We start from the raw sequence: 18,080 nt of genomic DNA, 5'->3' as shown, positions 1-18,080 counted from the left end.
GAACGGGGCCGTATCCCCCCTCCTGCGACCGAGGCCGAATCTCTTTACGGTTTGCGTAAACTCTCCGCAAGTCGCGTATTCCATGGGAGGCCTCGGGGTGGCTCAGATGTGGTATGCACCGGGCCCGAATGCCCGCCTCGCCCGCATCACGCAGCAAATCCGCACGCTCGAAGGACGGCTCTCGGGCCCGAACCGCTGCTCGAGCTCCGGTTCGAGCTCCTGGGCGCGCGGGCACGATTGCCCTGCTCGGCCGCCCGAACGTCGGCAAGAGCACGCTGCTCAACGCGATTCTCGGCGAGCGCATCGCCATCGTCAGCCATCACCCGCAGACGACCCGGGACCGGATCGCCGGCATCCTGACCCGCGAGAACACCCAGTTCGTGTTCTTCGACACCCCCGGTGTCCACCGCGCCAAGAGCAAGCTCGGCGAGCGCATGAACGAGCTCGCCTCGGCGGCCGCGGAGGATTGTGACGTCGTCCTCTTCATGACCGACGCCGACGTCCGCGAGGGCAAGGCCCCCAGCATTCGCGAGGAAGATCGGACGATCCTCGCCTCGATCCCCGAGAACAAGCCGACCATCCTCCTGGTCAACAAGATCGACCGGGTCCAGCCGCGCGCGTTGCTCTTTCCGTTCCTCGAGGCCTACGGCGCCCTACGCAGTTTCGATGCCGTGGTCCCGGTCAGCGCCCTCAAGGCCGACGGCGTCGAGCGAATCCTCACCGAGATCGCCAAGCACCTCCCCGAGGGCGAGCACCTCTACGGAGAGGAAGAGCTCAGCGACAAGCCGGTCCGCTTCTTCGTCTCCGAGTTCATCCGCGAGCAGGTTCTCCGTCGCACGCGCGAGGAAGTGCCCCACGGCGTGGCCGTGAGCGTCGACTCCTTCGAGGAGGGCCCGAAGGTCGTCCGCATCGCGGTCACCGTCCACGTCGCCAAGGACTCGCACAAGGCCATCATCATCGGCGACGGCGGCAAGATGCTCCGCGAGATCGGCATCGCCGCACGCCGCAGGGCCGAGCAGATGATCGGCCAGCAGGTCCACCTCGAGACCTTCGTCCGCGCGACGCCCCGCTGGTTCGACGATCCGGCACGCCTCGCCGATCTGGGCTACATCGAGGGCGAAAAGGGCCGCACCAAGCGCCGCTCGGCAGCGCGCAAAGCGCAGCAGGCCAAGGCCAAGAAGGGCCTCCCCGGTCGCGCAGGCGCGCCGGCCCTCAAAACGTCTCACGTCACGCCTCAGTCCACTCAAGCCACGAAGAAAGACGCGCAGGAGAAAGGCCCGACCGAGCCCCGAGGGGGAGCCGGCAAGACTCGCTCTAACGCGAGAGGTCACGCATCATGACGAAGCATCATCCCCGGGCCATTTCACGCGTCATGCCGGCCGGTTCGCACGGGCTCCCGCTCGTGGCGATCGTCGGCCGTCCGAACGTTGGCAAGTCCACGCTCTTCAACCGCCTCGCGCGCAAGCGCATCGCCATCGTCCACGACGAGCCGGGCGTCACGCGTGACCGCCACTACGCGGACACGAGCGCGTTCGGCCGCGACTACACGCTCATCGACACCGGCGGTTTCGACCCCGACAGCGACGATCCGATGAAGAGCGGGATCACCCGCCACGTGAAGTCCGCCATCGAAGAAGCGGACGTCATCGTGTTCGTCAGCGACGCCGAAGTACCGCTCACGAGCGCCGATCGCGTCGCCATCGCGCTGCTCCGCAAGAGCAAGAACCCCGTCATCTACGCCGCCAACAAGGCCGACTCGCCGAAGATGGACGCCGACGCGTTCGAGCTCTACCGTCTCGGCGTCGACAAGGTTCACCCCATCAGCGGTCTCCACGGTCGCGGCATCGGCGAGCTCGAAGCGTCCATCATCGCGGCGCTTCCGGCGAAGACCGAGCCCGGCGACGACCACGAAGGGCTCCTCCCGCGTATCTCGATCGTCGGCAAGCCGAACGCCGGCAAGTCGAGCATGATGAACCGCATCCTCGGCGAGGATCGGATGATCGTCGACTCGCGCCCCGGCACGACGCGCGACGCGATCGACGCGCTCGTCGAGCGCAACGGCAAGCGCTACATCTTCGTCGACACCGCGGGCCTCCGTAAGAAGGGCAAGGTCACGAAGGCCTCCGACACCGTCGAAACGGCGAGCGTCGGCCTCGCAGTGAAGGCCATGGAGCGCTCGAGCGTCATCGTCCTCATGTGCGACGCCGCCGAGGGCGTAGCCGAGCAAGACGCGAAGATCCTCGGCCTCGCGAACGATCGCGGCCGTGGCATGATCATCGCGCTCAACAAGTCGGACCTCCTCTCGAAGGAGCAGATCGCCAAAGCCGAAGAGGCCGCCCGCGACAAGATCTCCTTCGCGCCGTTCGCGCCCGTCGTCCTCGTGAGCGCCAAGACGGGGCGCGGCTCCGCCGAGCTCTTCAAGAAGATCGACGCGGTCGCGAGCGCTTTCCACGCGCGTGTTCCCACGGGCGAGTTGAACCGCTTCTTCGAGCAGGTCCTCGAGACGCGGCCCCCGCCGACGATGGGCGGCCGCGCCCCGCGCCTCTACTACATCACGCAGGCCGAGACGGCGCCGCCCACGTTCGTCGTCATCTCGAGCTCGCCCGACTCGGTGCACTTCTCGTATCAGCGCTTCGTCGTGAACCAGCTCCGGCAGCACTTCGGCTTCGAAGGTGTGCCGATTCGCGTGGTCTATCGCGAGCGCCGTCGCGGCAAGAAGAAGGTCGCCGAAGGCCACGAAGAGGCCTGATCGATTCCCTCCCGGGGGGCTTCCGCCCCCTCGAAACCTCCGGTTTCGAGCCTCCCCCCGGCTGCCCGCGGCGGGTCGCTTTCTTGTTGGGGGACGGAGTCCCCCCTCGAGACCTCACGGTCTCGAGCCTCCCCCCGGCTGCCCGCGGCGGGTCGCCTTCGGCGCGTCGCGCTAGGAGCGCGACGCAGAACCCGCCGCTCGCCTCGGCGCGACCTACAGGCGTCTTGGTCTCTCAAGGCCTTCGCATTGAACCACCCTGAGGATGTCTGACGAAGACAGTTGCTCGGTGCTGGGTCTGGAAGGCAGCGATGCACCTCGAGGAGAGCGCTGCGCGCCGATCTCTCGTCTCTCGTCTCCTCGAGTCTTCCGTCCTTCCGCCCTTGTATAGATCCCCGTCCCCTCTGGGACTCTCTCCCATCGACCGGGAGGCTCAGGCGGGGGGCTGAATCAGGATGTCGGCGAGCTTCGCGAGGAGCCGGATGTCGTGCACGTCCGTCTCGAGCTCCGCGACGCGCACGACCGGCGTGCCGCCCTTGGCGGCCGAGGCCACGAGCGACTGCACGTGGCGCGCATCGAGTGAGGCGAGGCGCTTGGCGTCTTCGAACGCCGAGACGATGCGCGCCGGCGCGTTCGCGTCGAGCAACAGCTTCTGCGAAGCGATGCCCGCCGAGGCGTCGGCCTCGGTGATTCCGACCTCTGCGAGAGGCGGCGGCATGTGGAAGCGGTTCACGACGAACGCGCCACGGGGCATGTTCGCTTCTTCGAGCCGCTCGGCGAAGTAGAGCACCTCTTGGATGCTCGGCGGCGAAGCGCTCGTCACCAGCACGAACGCGACCTCCGGCCCTCGCAGCGCCTTCTCGACGTTGCGCGCGCGCTCCTTGAAGCCGCCAAAGAGGTCGTTCAGCTCGGCGATGAATTCCGCCATCGCTTCGAGAAATCCGCCGCCAGTGATGCGCCCGATGCCGCGCAGAATCGTGGCCGCACTCTTGGCGATGAGGTTCAGCGAGAACTTCCCGCTATTCTGGAACGCCTCGACGAACCACTTCATCGTCGACGAATCGAGCGCCGTGATGAGCCGCTCCGGAGCATCGAGGAAGTCGAGTGCGTTGGCCGTGGGCGGCGTGTCGAGGACGACGAGGTCGTAGCGCGGGTCGTCTTTGACGGCGACGAGCTTCTCCATCGCCATGTACTCCTGCGTGCCCGCGAGCGACGTGGAAACGTACTGATAGAGCTTGTTCGAGAGAAGCTGCTCGGCCTTCTCCTTGCTCGACGAGTAGCGCAGGATCAGGTCGTCGAACGTGCGCTTCGTGTCGAGCATCATCGCCGTCAGGCTGCCCTCGAGGGGCACGCCCGCATCCGCGAAGCGACGCGGATCGACCGTCACCGCCTCGGACGTCATCTGACCGATACCGAGGCTCTCGGCGAGGCGCTTGGCCGGGTCGATGGTCAGGCAGAGAACGCGCTTGCCGGCCCGCGCCGCCGCCACGCCAATCGCGGCCGCGGTCGTGGTCTTGCCCACGCCACCGGCACCGACGGTCACGATCACGCGCCGTGTTTCGATCAGCTCCGCGAGCGAGGGCGCTGAAGAAGCCATGCCCCTCGCCTTCTACCACAACCCGCGCCAGGCGGCGCGCAGCGGCCGTCAGTCGCCGCCCTCGTCCTCGTACTCGCCCTCGGCGAGGTTGTCGAAGCGCGTCCATTGCTTGTCGAACCGGACCTTGGCCGTTCCGGTCGGACCGTTACGCTGCTTCGCGATGATGAGCTCCGCCACGTTCGGCTCGGCGGAGTCCTCCTTGTTGTAGTAGTCGTCGCGGTAGATGAAGATGATGTTGTCGGCGTCCTGCTCGATGGCGCCCGACTCACGAAGGTCGCTGATGAGCGGCCGCTTCGACTTCTCGCTACGCTGCTCGACGGCTCGATTGAGCTGAGAGAGCGCGAGGACCGGGACTTCGAGCTCCTTTGCGAGGCCCTTCAAGCCTCGGGAGATCTCGCTGATTTCCTGCTCGCGCGACTGCACGCCGTCGCGGCCCTTCATGAGCTGGAGGTAGTCGACGATGACGCAGCCGATCTTCCGGGTCTTGCGGCCCTGGTCGTCGTACTGATCGAACTCGGACTGGAGGCGGCGAACCTTCGCGCGGAGCTCGATGAGCGTGAGACCCGGCGAGTCGTCGATCCAGATCGGCAACGTGCCGAGGAAGCTCGCGGCCTGGGTGAGCTTGCTCCAGTCCTGCGGGCTCAAAAAACCCGTACGCATCTTGCTGACGTCGACGCGCGCTTCGCAGCACACCAGACGATTGGCGAGCTGCTCGCGCGGCATTTCGAGGGAGAAGACGACGGCTCCGACACCGGGCTCTTCCCAGGTCTGACTCGGGTCGCCGTCGACCTCGCGCTTCTTCGGCGCGGCGACGTTTGCCGCCAGGTTCAGAACGAAGCTGGTCTTTCCCATGCCGGGACGCGCGGCGATGATCGTGAGGTCGCCTTCATGCAGCCCGGCCGTCTTCGCATCGAAGCGGTCGAAGCCCGTGGACACGCCGGTGATGCGGTCGCCGCGCGAGACGGCATCGTTCAAGCGCTTGAACGACTTCTTCATGACGTCGAGGAGCTTCTCGACGCTCTGCTTCGACGCGGTTCGCGCGATGTTGTAGATGGCCTGCTCGGCGCCGTCGATGAACGACTGCGCCTCGCCGTAGTCGACGTAGCCCTGCGCGGTGACCTTCTGGCACGCGAGGATCAGCTGACGGATACGGTACTTCTCGTGGATGGTTCGCCCGTACGCCGCGACGTTCGCCACGACCGGCGCAGCATCGAGAATCTCGGTCAGATAGCCTGTGCCGCCGACCTGGGCGAGGCGCTGTCGATCGCGCAGCCAACTGCCGACCTGGAGAACGTCGACCGGGTGTCCGCCGGCGCGGAGCTCCACGCACGCCTCGAAGATGCGCCGGTGCGCCTCGGAGTAGAAATACTCGGGCTTGAGGTCGGTCACCTTGTCGAGCGCGCTCGGGTCGAGCATGACGGCCGAGAGAACCGCGGCCTCGGCATCCAGGTCGTTCGGGGGGACGCGCCCCTCGATCGGGGGCGGGTTTTCCACGTTTTTTTCCCGAGAAAACCGCGCCTTTTCCACAGCCCGAACCTCCAAAAACCGAACGCCCTCATCGGGCGACCAACCTCAGTCCCGACCGCGCCTCTTACCCGATGCTCCACGCTTTGCGAAACGCACGCGTACGAACGACGAAAGAAGTGAGTCAGGGACGCCCAATCACGGGTGACGAGGGCGAATCGAGATCGAGACCGACATCGAGATCGAGATCGAGATCGAGATCGAGACCGAGATCGAGACCGAGATCGACGGCGATCAGGGCGGCCGTTTACTGCTCTACACGTTGAACGTTTGTCGTTTCGAGCCCCGGAGTCAATGCCGAGCGAGTACAAAGGGCGCCATGATCGCCTCGAAACTTCGGATCACGGAGAAGCATGCCGTTGCGATGGTCGGTGACGCGCGAGGCTACGTCCTCGAACTACCGCGCGGCACCAAGCTCCTGAGCTCAGGCAAAGCCGACGTGGTCGTTGCCTTCGTCGTTCACGAGAAGGACGTCGCCAAGACGCTCAAGCTGGCCGGCTCGCGCCGCGCCCCGTCCGGCCTCGTCTGGTTCGCCTACCCCAAGGCAAAGCAGCTCGGAACGGATCTGAATCGCGACAGCCTTGCGCACGCCATCCAAGCCGCGGGCTGGGAGCCCGTCGCGCAGGTCGCGCTCGATGCCGAGTGGTCCGCGTTGCGCCTCAAGGTCGACGCCGAGCTCTCCGCCGCCCGTACGGCACGCGGCGCGTTCGCAGCGAAGGCCACGAAGAAGACCGCGGCCAAGGCATCGACGAAGAAGGCCACCGCGAAGAAGACCGCTGCAAAGAAGCCGGCCGCGAAGAAGCCGGCCGCGAAGAAGACCGCTGCAAAGAAGAGCGCGCCAAAGAAGACCGCGCCCACCAAGCCCAGCGCCAAGAAGACGTCCGCCAAGACGCCCACCAAGAAGGCCGGGGCGAAGAAGCGCGCAGCGCGAGCCTGACGATCTCTCCGATCGTGCGCGATGCGCGTCGCGCACGACGTTGACTTCGCCGACAGAGGCATCAGACTCGTTCGATGGCTCTGGAGGACGCAGTCGCAATCGACGACGGGCCGAGCTTCTTTCACCGTTCTGAGCGCGGAGAGCTGAGGATCTGGCTGCCCGCGCCGACCGTGATGGTCTTCAAATACAAGGGCCATACCGACGTCGGACACATCGAATTCATCGAACGCACGTTCGACGAGACCTTTGGTCCCGATCAGAATCATCTGCATCTGTTCGTCGATTCGGAAGATCAGACGGGCTACGACGCGGAGTTCCGAAAGCGGACCAGCGCTTGGTCCTCACGCGTCGAGCCTCGAACGGATACGTACTGCGTCTTCGTGAAGTCGCGGCTCGTCGCGATCGGCGTCGCCATCACGGTCTTGGCCGTCGGAGGGCGCGTGTCGGTCGTGTCGAACCGCAACGTGTTTCGCTCGCGTCTCGAAGCGTCCGTGCGCCAATCGCTCGCGCGCGCGAAGACCTCGAACCCCTGACGGCGGCCCCCCTCTCTCTCTCGCCGCCGCCGCCGCCAAGGATCTGCGAAACGGAATCGCCGTCAGTCGTCGCGACAGCTACCGAGCGTCGCGCCGAGCCATCGATCGATTCCTCGCCAGCTCTGGAGATGGTTCTTGTGGGCGTTCACGTCATGGCCAATGTCGGTCATCGGCTGGATCGTGAACTGCGAAGCATGCGGGTAGAAGCTCGCCTCCCCCGCGGAGTAACCGCTCGGCGCCATCTTGTCGTACTCACCGAGCTGCGCGAGCACCGGCTCGGTCACGTTCGCGCTGCGACTCAGCACCGGATTGAGCGCCGTGCCGAGCAGATCGAGGAACTGCCGGCGAGCGATGGTCGCCTGCAGATGCGTGTAGTCGTAATGGATCATGTCCGGATCCGTCGTCGGCAGGTGATAGAAAGTCGCCGCCAGAAACGGCTCCGGGAACGTCCCCGCCGCGACGTACGGAGTGGTGAGCGCCCCGAGGACCGTCGACGGATCGAAGGGCAGCGGAAACGGCGAGTGCAGCCACCCCGTCGTCACGAGTGCATCGGCATCGTGGTACGTGCCGGTCGAATAGATCGATGTCAGCGAGCCCGCCGAGTGACCGACGAGCGCGATCTTTCGATAGGCGTGATGGGTCGGGTTGTGATGCGAACGCATCGACGCGACGACTTGGTGGAGCGCACGCGCCGTGTCGTCGATCGTCAGCCAATCGCCGTCCGGTCGACTGCTCGCACCCGTGCCGATCTGATCGATCGCGAGAACGGCGTAGCCGCGATCGGTCATGTAACGCGCGTAGGAGTAGTCGCGACCGTGAAGATCGTCGATGTCCCAGTACTTGTGGTCGTAGTTGCCGCCGTGCACCACGACTTGCAGCACGCGGCTCTGCGGAGAGCCGCGGTGATAGAGATACCCGGCAACGTGGTACGCGTTGCCGTCGGATAGCGTGACGGGAAAATCGACGCGGTCGACGTCGAAGCGACCGTGCCCTTGGTCATCTTGCTCACGTTGCTCACCTTGGTCACCTTGACCATCATGAGCGTGCGCCGTTGCCGGCGCGGACACGACCAACGAAGAAGCAAGCGCGAGACAAAGCGAGAGTGTGAAGTGACCGAATCTCGACATGGATCGACCCTCCTTGCGCCGTGCGCCCCCCACCCGGGATGGCGCGCACGACCGGTTCGTTGACACGGAGCTGCCGCTTCCTCTCCCTCGGCGACAGCTCATGGCCCACGCACAGCGGGCCATGGAATCAACGTATCGTCGCCGAGGCTCGTCTGGCGATGGCCTCCACTATCCTCCCTAGGGAGGATACGCCCCGCCCGCCTACATTCGTCTCCGAAGCCCGTGCTAGTGTCGAGGTGTCGGCACGGAGGAGCCTTCTCCGCAGGCTCCAAGGGAGGACCGGGGCGGATGAGGGAGCGACGCGCGGGTGGTCGGACCGCTCGAAGTCAGGCCGAAGGACGAAGCCGAGCGCCGCTCGGGCCTTCATCGGCGTTGCTCGAAGCGCAGGCCGAGGCGTCTGGCGTTGCCCTCCTGGCCGTGCAGGACGACGGGACGGTTCTAGCGCTGAACGAGCGCTTCTGCGACCTCTGGGGGCTCGACGTCGCGCCGAAGGAGACGACCTTCACGGCACTCCTCGGCGCGCTCCGTCGCGGCGACGAGAGCGCAGCGGCTCTCGCCGACTTGCTCTCGACGAGCGATCCCGAACGGCGCGGTGAGCTGACGACCATCGACGGTCGCACCATCGAATGGGGCACGGCCGACGACCCCGACACACACGATCGCGTTTGGACCTTCCGAGAAGTGACGCGCGAACGGAATGCCACGCGCGTCCTACGTGATGCCGAGAACTGGCTGCGCATGTTCGCGGCGCACGCCGACGGCGTCGTCCTCGAGCTCGACACGAACATGCGTGTCATCGGCCTATGGGCCCAAGACGCGACGTTCTTCGAGAAGAGCGAAGACGAGCTCCAAGGACGCCCCTTCACCGAGGCGCTCGCCGAGCCGCAGGCGTCGTTCTGCGAATCACGCATTCGCTCCGTCGTCACCACCGGTCGTCCGGAGAGCTTCGAATACGTCGTCGAGCGCGATGGCGATCAACGCGTCTTCGCGGCCAACGCCGTTCTCCTCCCTTCGCACGAAGGCTTTTCGACGTCGGTGACCGTTCTGATTCGTGACGTCACCGAGCGCGCACGCCTGCAGAGGCAGGTGCTCGAAGCCGAGCGGCTTGCCGCCCTCGGGGTGCTCGCCGCGGGCGTGGCGCACGAGATCAACAATCCCCTCGGCTACATGCTCCTCAATCTCGAGCGCGTTCGGCGCGGCCTCCGCAACGTTGCTCTCGAGGAGCTCGCTCAAGCCGTGGACATGACCATCGAAGGGGCCGAGCGCGTCCAGGAGATCGTGCAGGACCTGCGGCGCTTCTCGCGGAGCGACGACGGCGAGCCGCGCGTTCCGGTCGACGTTCGTCGCGTGCTCGGCTTCGCCCTCGACATGAGCGCACCGGCTCTCTCGCCACGCGCTCGCGTCGAGCGAGAGTTCGACGACGTCCCTCTCGTTCTCGCGACCGAGGGCCGTTTGCACCAGGTCTTCCTCAACCTGATCCTGAACGCGGCCCAAGCGATCCCGGAAGGCGCTTCACCCGCGAGCCATCGCATCGCGGTGACCACCTCGACCACCGACGATGGAAGCGCCGTCATCGTCGTGCGAGACACCGGGGTCGGAATCCCGGATGCCCATCTCCGCAGGATCTTCGAGCCGTTCTTCACGACCAAAGCTCCCGGCGTCGGCACCGGGCTCGGGCTCGCGATCTGCCATGGCATCGTGACGTCGTTCGGCGGCAAGATTCTCGTCGACAGCCGCCTCGGTCACGGAAGCGTGTTCCGCGTCATCCTCCCCGCCGCCTCTCGCAACGGCTGAGGGCACGCAACGAGCAGCGTTGGAAGCGATCGAACGCTCCCGAGGCGACAAAACGAGGCGACAAAACGAGAAAGGCCACCCTCCGAAGAGGTGTGGCCTTCCTTGCGAGTCCGAGGTCGGACTACTTCTTGACGACTTCGACCTTGAGGGTCGCCGTCACGTCCGTCATGAGCTTGACCGGGATCTCGAAGGTGCCGAGAGCCTTGAGGGGCTCCGCGAGGTGCATCTTCTTGCGGTCGATCTCGATGCCGGCGGCCTTCGCCGCGGACTCGATCTCCTTGGCGGTGACGGAGCCGAAGAGGCGGTCGTCCTCGCCGACGGAGCGAGCCATCGTGAGCTTGAGGCCGTTGATCTTCTCCGCAACGCCCTGCGCTTCCTTCTTGGCCTTATCCGCCTTGGCAACCGCAACCGCCTTTTCGTGGTTGATGCGGTTGACGGCGGCCGTGGTCGCGGGGACCGCGAGGCTGCGCGGGATGAGATAGTTGCGTGCGAAGCCCGGACGAACCTTGACGAGCTCGCCCGACTTGCCGACGTTCGCGACGTCGCTCTGCAAGACTACTTGAAGGGTTGCTGCCATGGTCGCCTCCGACTAGCTCGTGACCGTGAAGGGCAAGAGCGCGATGTTGCGCGCGCGCTTGACCGCAAGCGTGACCTTGCGCTGGTGAAGCGCACAGTTGCCGCTGATGCGGCGGGGAACGACCTTGCCGCGCTCCGACACGAAGTACTTGAGCGCCTGCGGGTCCTTGTAATCGATCGTGACGGTCTTATCCGCGCAGAACTTGCAAACGCGCTTCTTGCCGCCGCGGCGACGCCCGGGGGCGTCCGCGTTCAGGTCCGGCGTCCTGCCGAAATCCTTGTCGTCATCCATCATCGCCATGATTCATCTCTCCTGGGATCGAAGTTCTTGGGAGGAAGGGGCGAAACCACCGAGCTCGTAGGAGCTCAGTTGGCCTCGTCTTCGCCTTCCTTCGTGCTGGCCGGGGCAGCTTCCTCGGCTGCACTCTCAGCAGCCTCACCACCCTCGCCTGCCTCGGCGAACTCGTCCTCGCCAGCTTCGCGGCGCGGACGACGCTCCTCGCCGAGGTCGACGAGACCGAGCGCGCGCTCACGCGACTCTTCCTTCTCGTCCTCGACCGGGAGCTCGAGACGCTGGAACTTGATCTCCTCCGGATCCACCGTGAGAGCAGCGAAGTCGACGTCGTCGTTCGTCTGCACGGTCTGGAACTTGAGGACCGACTCCGCGAGCTTGAGGTTACGCTCGAGCTCCGCGACGAGGCCGCCACGACCCACGTACTTGACGTAGACGTAGACGCCCTTCTTCTGCTTCGCGACGGGGTACGCAAGCTTGCGGCGGCCCCAGGCCTCCACCTTCACGAGCTTGCCGTTGTCACGGGCGACAACCTCGGCGACGCGCGCCTGGACCTTGTCGGCCGTATCCGCGTCCACGTCGGACCGCAGAATGTAGATGGTCTCGTACTCTCTCGACTTGAGGATCTGAGCCTCGGGCATGATGCAGTATCTCCTTCTGGATCACCCGTTGCGCTGTCTGACCGGTCGAGAAGACCGGAACATCGCCTCGGGGAGCCCGCGCTCCCGTCGAGCCTCGAAATTCGAAATTCGAGATTCGGACGAGCTCACGAGCAAGGAACATCCCCGACAAAATTGACGGGGGTGCGCTGTGTAGCAGCGCTTCTTCCGCTTGTCGACGGTTTTAATGCTCGAAATAGCGCAAAACCCGAAGCGCTCTGCGCTCCGGGTTTTCGATTCTCGTTCGCTCAGCCGTTCTTGGCGTTCTTGGAGGCAGGAGGACCGCCTCCCTTTCCGCCATTCCCGTTCTTCGGGCCGCTCTTCGCGCCGTCCTTGGGAGGCGCGTTTCGCGGAGGCGGGCCGTTGAGCACATTCATCGCTGCAGCGGCGCCGAGGGCAATCACCTTCTCCACGGCTGCGCACGCCTGATCGACGACACCACCGAGCTCTGCGCTCTCCATCGCGTCGAAGTCCTGGAGCACGTAGTCGGCGACGTCGCCTCGGAATCCCGGCGGCGGACGGCCAATGCCCACGCGCACGCGCACGAACTCCGGCGTGCCGAGACGGCCGATGATGCTTCGCAGGCCGTTGTGACCTGCGTGCCCTCCTCCGACCTTCAGGCGCACGTCCTTCCAGGCCAGATCGAGCTCGTCGTGAACGACGATGACTTGCGGGGGCGCCACCTTCAAGAAGGCCGACGCCGGTTGAACACTGTCGCCCGACAGGTTCATGAACGTGCCCGGCTCGAGAAGTGCGACGGGATGGCGATCTCCACCGATGGAGAGATCGCCCTTCGTCCAGACGCCGCTGAACTTCTCCTTGAAGTCGGCAAGGCCGTGCGAGCGCGCGAGGCGCTCGACGACCATGAAGCCGACGTTGTGCCGGTTTTTCTCGTACTTGCGACCCGGATTGCCGAGTCCGACGACGAGGTGCACGGAGAAAGACTCGCTCGAGGGCGTCCTCGGAAACCGCGACGCCCCGGAAAGTTACTACTTCTTCTTCCCGTCCTTGGCAGCCGCGGGAGCCGCAGCCTTGCCACCAGCGGCCGCGGGGGCCTTGCCACCAGCGGCAGCAGGAGCTGCACCCGCCGCGGGAGCCGCACCCGGCGCAGCCGCAGCCTCTTCCGAGCGATCCTTCTCCGGCGCGACGACCGAAACGACCGTCTGCTCGGCGGGGAGACGAACTTCGACGCCCTCGGGGAGCGGGAGCTCCTTCGCGTGGATCGCCTCGCCCAGGCTGAGCGGGGTGACGTCGACTTCGATCTTCAGCGGGATGCGGTCCGGGAGGCAGCGCACGGGCACCGTGCGGTAAACCTGGCGGAGGATGCCGCCCTGCACGATGCCGGCAGCCTTGCCGGTCGCGACGAGGGGGATGTCGACGTCGACGTGGCGGTCGAGCTTCACCTCGACGAAGTCGACGTGCTCGAGCTCACGCGACACCGGGTGATAGGTGTACGTCTTGATCATGACGAGCAGGTCCTTCGCACCGTCGACCTTCATCTGAAGGACGGTGTTCTGGCCGCGCTCGCTGCGGAGGACGCCGAGGATGTCCTTGGGCTGCACCGCGAGGGGGGTCGCCGCGAGCTCCTTGCCGTACGCGACCGCGGGGATCTGGCCATCGTTACGAAGACGGCGCGCGGCGCCCTTTCCGCGCTGGTTGCGGGAGGTGGCGGTGACGTTGTGCATGGCGGCGGACATGGCGTTGCTCCTCGTTATCCTCGAAACTGCAGTCAGCGAAACAAGAGTGCGACACGCCCAAGGCAACGATGCACCTAGGACGTTGGGGCGCGAAGGCTTAGCAGAGGAGCAGGCTCCGGGGTAGCGGAATCTGCGCTCGAGCCTCGCAACCTGAAGAGAAAGGGACAGTCGGGTTCGCGCGGAGGTGAAGCGAAAGCCTGCACGCCCGCGCGAACGCTGGCTGAGATCAGGCGAAGAGCGAGCTCACCGAGTCGGAGCTGTGGATTCGCTTGATCGCCTCACCGAGAAGACGAGCCATGCTGACCTGCTTGATCTTCGCGCAGGTCTTGGCCGCCGGCGAGAGCGGGATCGTGTCGGAGACGACGACTTCGGTGAGCGGCGACTCCATGATGCGCTGGATCGCCGGACCGGAGAGAACGCCGTGCGTGGCGCACGCTACGACCTTCGTCGCACCGTGATCGATGAGGGCCTTGGCGGCGCCCGTGAGCGTGCCGGCCGTGTCGATCATGTCGTCGACGATGATGCACTCCTTGCCCTTCACGTCGCCGATGAGGTGCATGACCTCACTGACGTTCGCGCGTTCACGACGCTTGTCGATGATCGCGAGGCCAGCGTTGAGACGCTTGGAGTATGCACGTGCACGCTCGACACCGCCGGCGTCCGGCGAGACGACCACCGCCGAAGAATCGAAGTTCTTCTTCAGGTAGTCCTCCAGCATGATCGGCATGCCGTAGAGGTGATCGAACGGGATGTTGAAGAAGCCCTGGATCTGACCGGCGTGGAGGTCGATCGACACGACGCGATCGACGCCCGACGCCTGAATGAGATCGGCAACGAGCTTCGAGGTGATGGGGGTACGGGGCGCGACCTTCCGATCCTGACGGGCGTAGCCGTAGTACGGAATGACCGCGGTGATGGTCGAGGCCGACGCACGACGGAGGGTGTCCGCCATGATCAGCAACTCCATCACGTGATCGTTAACCGGGCTCGACGTCGGCTGGATGACGAAGGCATCCACGCCGCGGACGTTCTCGTTGATCTCACAGAACGTCTCGCCGTCGCTGAAGCGCTGGACCTTGACCTTACCGAGGGGAGCCTCGAGGTAGGCCGCGATCGCCTGCGCGAGCTCGGGGTTGGCATTGCCAGAAAAGAGGCAGACCTTCTTGAACACGCGCATCCCTCCACAGTCGGGAGAAACAGGGGACCGAATGCGCGCGTGGTCTAGTAGCCGACCCGGAGAGTGTCAACCGACGCGACGCGACAATGACTCGCAGATACGCTTTCGGTAGGAAGAAACCGGCACGGAAAAATCACCGAAGCATGGCGCGGCACTCGCCGATGGGCCCGCGCTTTCCTTCTTTGGCGCACGCCGTGTAGCAACGCCGCGCGTCCACGACGTTGCCCTTCTCCTGATACGCGGCACCGAGAATCAGCCAGGATTCGCCATCCGCAGGATCGAGCTCGACCGCGCGCTCGCCGTGCGCGATCGCATCAGCAAGCTTGCTTCGCTCGAGTGCTTTACGTGCCGCGCTCTTCTCTTCGGCCGCGCTCGCGGGAGACGCTTCGTTGGTCTTCGCCGGCTCCGTCGACGGTGCTTCGGTGGAAGCAGGCGCCGAGGCGACGGGAGCAGGTTGAGCAACCTCCGCCGTGGCGGGTGCAGACGGTGCTTCGGTCGGCGGCGTCTCCGCCTTGACGGTGTCCGCCGGTACGTTGGTGGACGCGGGCGCCGCGTTGACGGCCGTCTCGGGAGCAACGACGGGTGCCGCTGTCTCCACCGCCGACGGAGCGGCCTTCTCGACGGCAGGCACTACCGCGGCGACGACAGGCGCGCGCGACGACGACGACGGCGTCATCGCCGTTCGTCCGACGGCGGCGAGACAGACGACGGCGGCACCGGCCACCGCCCACTTCACGTAGCGAGAGAATCGCTCACGACGCTGCACGACCTCGGGCGTTCGCTTGCGCGCCGCCTTCTTGCCGGCCTCGCCCTCCTCCCAATCGAGTTCGTCACTCGCGTGATGACTCGTCTGGGCGAAGAAACGATCCGCCATCGGCTCCGTCGGGTCGGGATCCACGTCCAGATCACCGACGGGAGGAATGCTGATCTCGTCGACGCCCGACTCTTCCCGCGAAGAGGTCGCGGCCATGACCACGGGCGCATCGGACGCGGGCACGCTCGTCGCACCATTGGCATCGGCGGACTCGCTGTCGGAAGACGCGCTCGCAGGAGAGGGCTCCGCCGACGCGGCTTCTGCGGCTGAGCTGGCAGCCGCTTCTTCGTCCGCCACGTTCGCATCGGCGGGCTCCCTCGCGGCCTCCTCGCTTGCGCTCGTCGCAGTCGGCGGGTCTTCGTTCGCCGCCTTCGCCTCCGCGGGCTCGCTCGGCGCCTCGTCGCTCACGGGCTCCTGGGCCGCCGCCGCCACCATCTCGTCGGACATGCGACGGGTGATCGGCGGCTCCTCGTCGGAGTCTTCGCCATCATCCGAGAGAGGCGCGGGATCCGTCTGCGGAGCGGCCACGTCGACCTCCCGCTCCGTCGGCTGCGCGACGGGGGGCGCGACATCAAGTTCGTTTCTGGGCTCGTTTCTGGGCTCGTTTCTGGGCTCGTCCTTGGACGTGCCCGACATGAGGGGGATCGCGTGGTTGCTCTCGAACGCCTCGGGGACGATCTCGAGCTTCGGCACACCATCGGCCCGCAGCGAGGCTCCCGCCGGGAGGTCCCCGGATGCGGGAATCGACACGTCACTCGGGGGCGCCGACGAGGGGACCGTCAGTCCAATGACGACCTGCGGACCTACGGCGGTCTGCGAGGTACGAGTCATCGGCGGACGCGACGTCCTGCTCTTTCGCTGTGACCGACCCTTCCTCATGCGTCCTCGTCTCGAATGAATGATGAAACGTGCGGGCGAGGCCCTTGCAAGCCGCATGCGCAAACTTGCACGATCATGGTCAGGCGAGAAGCCAGGCCTTCCGGTGCGTGATTGGACTCCTGTCGAGCACCACCGTCAACGGATGCACGACGCCGTGATCGTGGTTTCCGCGCGCGTTGCGCCAACATGGGCCGCACGCTAAACACGGTCCCACCTGTGACCACCCGTTCTCGCCGTTCTCATTCGCACTCTGGCCATCCCGGCCGTCCTGCCCACCCTGCCCGTCCTGGGCATGCCGGCAAGCCAAGCACGCCAGGCACGCCAGCCAGGCCCGGCGCTCGCCGAGTCGATCGCGAGGGCTCCTCGCAAAGCCGCCACGATCATCGTCCGCCTACTGCTCGAACCGTTTCCACGGGACCTGCTCTCAAGGGAATGGCCGACGTCATCGTTTCCCGTCAGGGAATGGATTCGGCTCGCCATGGACATCCGTGGCTCTACAGGGCCTCGATCGATCATTTTTCTTCGTCCCCCGAGCGTCTCGGGTCGATTGTTCGGCTCGTCTCGGAACAAGGCGAGCCTTTCGGCTGCGGCATCCTCGACCCGAACTCGCCCATCGCCGTCCGCGTGTGGGGGCTCGGCCCCGACGCTCGCCTCGACGCCGACGTGTTTCGGACGCGTGTCGAACGCGCCCTCGCCGTTCGAAAGGTGCTCTTCTCGGATGGTCGGACCACCGCGTATCGCCTGCTGAACGGCGAAGGCGATCGCGTTCCCGGCTTCGTGCTCGATCGTTACGACGACGTGGCGGTCCTCAAGATCGACGGCGACGCCGCCAAGGCGCTCGCGCCCACGCTCACGCGCGACCTCGAGAAGGTACTCCGCGACGCGGGCATCACGACGCTCCTCGAGCGCGAGTCGGGGCGCACCGCGGCGCGCTCGGACAGCGATGCTTCGACCAAGAGCGAGGCGAAGCGCATCCATGTGCGGTTCGGCCCCGAACGCGAGAAGGTCCAGGTCCTCGAGCACGGTGTGCCCTGGGTCGTCGATCTGATCCGCGGTCAGAAGACCGGTGCGTTCCTCGATCAGCGCGAGAATCGCCGCCGCGTCGGCGAGCTCGTCGCACGGCGCCTGCACGCGGGGCTCGGCGCGCGCGTCCTCAACCTGTTCTCGTATACGGGAGGCTTCTCGCTGCGTGCAGCGCTCGCAGGCGGCAAGGTCACGAGCCTCGATATCGCCGCGCAAGCGCACGCGACCGCGCAGGAGAGCTTCAAGCTCGCAGGCGTCGCGCCGAAAGATCACGAGTTCGTCGCAGCCGATGCGTTCGCATGGCTCGCCGACGCCAAGCGCAAAGGGCGCACGTGGGACGTGGTGATCAGCGATCCACCGAGCTTCGCACCGAGTGAGAAGGCGAAGCCCAAGGCGATCTCCGCATACCGCGCACTTCACCGCGCCTGCGTCGAGGTGCTCGCGCCGGGCGGACACTTCGTCGCCGCGTCGTGCTCGAGTCACGTCGGTGCGGAAGAGTTCCTCCACACACTCGACGACGCGGCCCTCGGGCACAATGACCTGCGGCTCTGCTCGTTCTACGGGCCGCCCGACGATCATCCCACCCTCCCCTCCTTCCCCGAAGGCCGCTACCTCAAGCTCGCCATTCTTGCCTGATTCGACGCGCGTCACGGCCCGGCACTCGTGATTCGGGATTTCGAGCTAAGACGATCGGAGAACTACTCG

General features: G+C 65.9%; 16 protein-coding genes. 6 read left to right on the top strand and 10 right to left on the bottom strand.

The annotated features are described in order from the left end of the window. Positions 1–128: 128 nt before the first annotated feature. Both era and der read left to right on the top strand, forming a co-directional pair. A complete protein-coding gene (gene era / locus AKJ09_RS38165; RefSeq protein ID WP_169928197.1) occupies positions 129–1,340 on the top strand; it encodes a GTPase Era in 1,212 nt (403 codons plus the stop codon). Further along, complete coding sequence (gene der, locus AKJ09_RS38160; RefSeq protein WP_146652761.1) at positions 1,337–2,749, top strand: ribosome biogenesis GTPase Der; 1,413 nt, start codon at positions 1,337–1,339, stop codon at positions 2,747–2,749. Before era ends, der begins: the two co-directional genes overlap by 4 nt. Positions 2,750–3,179: 430 nt before the next feature. On the opposite strand, the gene AKJ09_RS38155 is transcribed toward der, so the two are convergent. Both AKJ09_RS38155 and dnaB read right to left on the bottom strand, forming a co-directional pair. Then, positions 3,180–4,343, bottom strand: coding sequence for an ArsA family ATPase (locus tag AKJ09_RS38155; RefSeq protein WP_146652760.1), 1,164 nt, complete (start codon positions 4,341–4,343; stop codon positions 3,180–3,182). 48 nt (positions 4,344–4,391) lie between these two features. Then, the gene (dnaB, locus tag AKJ09_RS38150) at positions 4,392–5,837 is read right to left on the bottom strand and encodes a replicative DNA helicase (protein WP_240488744.1); all 1,446 of its coding nucleotides are present in this window, start codon (positions 5,835–5,837) and stop codon (positions 4,392–4,394) included. Between the two features lie 349 nt (positions 5,838–6,186). Here dnaB and AKJ09_RS54495 point away from each other — a divergent pair, with 349 nt between their 5' ends. Further along, positions 6,187–6,804 carry a hypothetical protein gene (locus AKJ09_RS54495; protein WP_205633918.1) on the top strand — a complete coding sequence of 206 codons (618 nt, stop codon included), beginning with the start codon at positions 6,187–6,189 and terminating at the stop codon, positions 6,802–6,804. Positions 6,805–6,974: 170 nt separating this feature from the next. Next, positions 6,975–7,337, top strand: coding sequence for a hypothetical protein (locus tag AKJ09_RS38140; protein WP_146652758.1), 363 nt, complete (start codon positions 6,975–6,977; stop codon positions 7,335–7,337). Between the two features lie 62 nt (positions 7,338–7,399). On the opposite strand, the gene AKJ09_RS38135 is transcribed toward AKJ09_RS38140, so the two are convergent. Then, positions 7,400–8,464 carry an alpha/beta hydrolase gene (locus AKJ09_RS38135; protein WP_169928196.1) on the bottom strand — a complete coding sequence of 355 codons (1,065 nt, stop codon included), beginning with the start codon at positions 8,462–8,464 and terminating at the stop codon, positions 7,400–7,402. Positions 8,465–8,752: 288 nt separating this feature from the next. On the opposite strand from AKJ09_RS38135, the gene AKJ09_RS38130 reads away from it, so the two are divergent. Further along, a complete protein-coding gene (locus AKJ09_RS38130) occupies positions 8,753–10,258 on the top strand; it encodes a sensor histidine kinase (RefSeq protein WP_146652756.1) in 1,506 nt (501 codons plus the stop codon). 121 nt (positions 10,259–10,379) lie between these two features. On the opposite strand, the gene rplI is transcribed toward AKJ09_RS38130, so the two are convergent. The 7 genes from rplI to AKJ09_RS38095 all read right to left on the bottom strand — a co-directional run bounded on the left by rplI (position 10,380) and on the right by AKJ09_RS38095 (position 16,304). Beyond that, entirely contained in the window at positions 10,380–10,835 is a 456-nt protein-coding gene (gene rplI, locus AKJ09_RS38125; RefSeq protein ID WP_146652755.1) for a 50S ribosomal protein L9, read from the bottom strand. Positions 10,836–10,847: 12 nt separating this feature from the next. Further along, positions 10,848–11,135 carry a 30S ribosomal protein S18 gene (gene rpsR / locus AKJ09_RS38120; protein WP_146652754.1) on the bottom strand — a complete coding sequence of 96 codons (288 nt, stop codon included), beginning with the start codon at positions 11,133–11,135 and terminating at the stop codon, positions 10,848–10,850. Positions 11,136–11,200: 65 nt separating this feature from the next. After that, positions 11,201–11,767 carry a 30S ribosomal protein S6 gene (gene rpsF / locus AKJ09_RS38115; protein ID WP_146652753.1) on the bottom strand — a complete coding sequence of 189 codons (567 nt, stop codon included), beginning with the start codon at positions 11,765–11,767 and terminating at the stop codon, positions 11,201–11,203. A gap of 266 nt (positions 11,768–12,033) precedes the next feature. Beyond that, positions 12,034–12,720, bottom strand: coding sequence for an aminoacyl-tRNA hydrolase (pth, locus tag AKJ09_RS38110; RefSeq protein ID WP_146652752.1), 687 nt, complete (start codon positions 12,718–12,720; stop codon positions 12,034–12,036). A gap of 54 nt (positions 12,721–12,774) precedes the next feature. Then, entirely contained in the window at positions 12,775–13,482 is a 708-nt protein-coding gene (locus tag AKJ09_RS38105) for a 50S ribosomal protein L25 (protein WP_240488743.1), read from the bottom strand. A gap of 226 nt (positions 13,483–13,708) precedes the next feature. Continuing rightward, entirely contained in the window at positions 13,709–14,659 is a 951-nt protein-coding gene (locus AKJ09_RS38100; RefSeq protein WP_146652751.1) for a ribose-phosphate pyrophosphokinase, read from the bottom strand. A 133-nt stretch (positions 14,660–14,792) separates the two neighbouring features. After that, positions 14,793–16,304 carry a hypothetical protein gene (locus tag AKJ09_RS38095; protein ID WP_146652750.1) on the bottom strand — a complete coding sequence of 504 codons (1,512 nt, stop codon included), beginning with the start codon at positions 16,302–16,304 and terminating at the stop codon, positions 14,793–14,795. A 480-nt stretch (positions 16,305–16,784) separates the two neighbouring features. Between AKJ09_RS38095 and AKJ09_RS38090 the strand changes: the two genes are divergently transcribed. Further along, entirely contained in the window at positions 16,785–18,011 is a 1,227-nt protein-coding gene (locus AKJ09_RS38090; protein ID WP_169928195.1) for a class I SAM-dependent rRNA methyltransferase, read from the top strand. The last annotated feature ends 69 nt before the right edge of the window (positions 18,012–18,080 follow it).

The organism is Labilithrix luteola (genome assembly GCF_001263205.1).
Taxonomy (GTDB): domain Bacteria; phylum Myxococcota_A; class Polyangia; order Polyangiales; family Polyangiaceae; genus Labilithrix; species Labilithrix luteola.
Note: the sequence above shows the minus strand (reverse complement) of the source record. Positions and strands in the feature narration are given on the sequence as shown.

Coding starts and splice junctions, on each gene's coding strand:
- AKJ09_RS38130 (WP_146652756.1), top strand. CDS start 8,753: ATGAGGGAGCGACGCGCGGGTGGTCGGACCGCTCGAAGTCAGGCCGAA.
- AKJ09_RS38105 (WP_240488743.1), bottom strand. CDS start 13,482: ATGTCCGCCGCCATGCACAACGTCACCGCCACCTCCCGCAACCAGCGC.
- AKJ09_RS38135 (WP_169928196.1), bottom strand. CDS start 8,464: ATGTCGAGATTCGGTCACTTCACACTCTCGCTTTGTCTCGCGCTTGCT.
- rpsF (WP_146652753.1), bottom strand. CDS start 11,767: ATGCCCGAGGCTCAGATCCTCAAGTCGAGAGAGTACGAGACCATCTAC.
- rpsR (WP_146652754.1), bottom strand. CDS start 11,135: ATGGCGATGATGGATGACGACAAGGATTTCGGCAGGACGCCGGACCTG.
- AKJ09_RS54495 (WP_205633918.1), top strand. CDS start 6,187: ATGATCGCCTCGAAACTTCGGATCACGGAGAAGCATGCCGTTGCGATG.
- AKJ09_RS38155 (WP_146652760.1), bottom strand. CDS start 4,343: ATGGCTTCTTCAGCGCCCTCGCTCGCGGAGCTGATCGAAACACGGCGC.
- rplI (WP_146652755.1), bottom strand. CDS start 10,835: ATGGCAGCAACCCTTCAAGTAGTCTTGCAGAGCGACGTCGCGAACGTC.
- era (WP_169928197.1), top strand. CDS start 129: ATGCCCGCCTCGCCCGCATCACGCAGCAAATCCGCACGCTCGAAGGAC.
- der (WP_146652761.1), top strand. CDS start 1,337: ATGACGAAGCATCATCCCCGGGCCATTTCACGCGTCATGCCGGCCGGT.
- AKJ09_RS38090 (WP_169928195.1), top strand. CDS start 16,785: ATGGCCGACGTCATCGTTTCCCGTCAGGGAATGGATTCGGCTCGCCAT.
- AKJ09_RS38095 (WP_146652750.1), bottom strand. CDS start 16,304: ATGACTCGTACCTCGCAGACCGCCGTAGGTCCGCAGGTCGTCATTGGA.
- AKJ09_RS38100 (WP_146652751.1), bottom strand. CDS start 14,659: ATGCGCGTGTTCAAGAAGGTCTGCCTCTTTTCTGGCAATGCCAACCCC.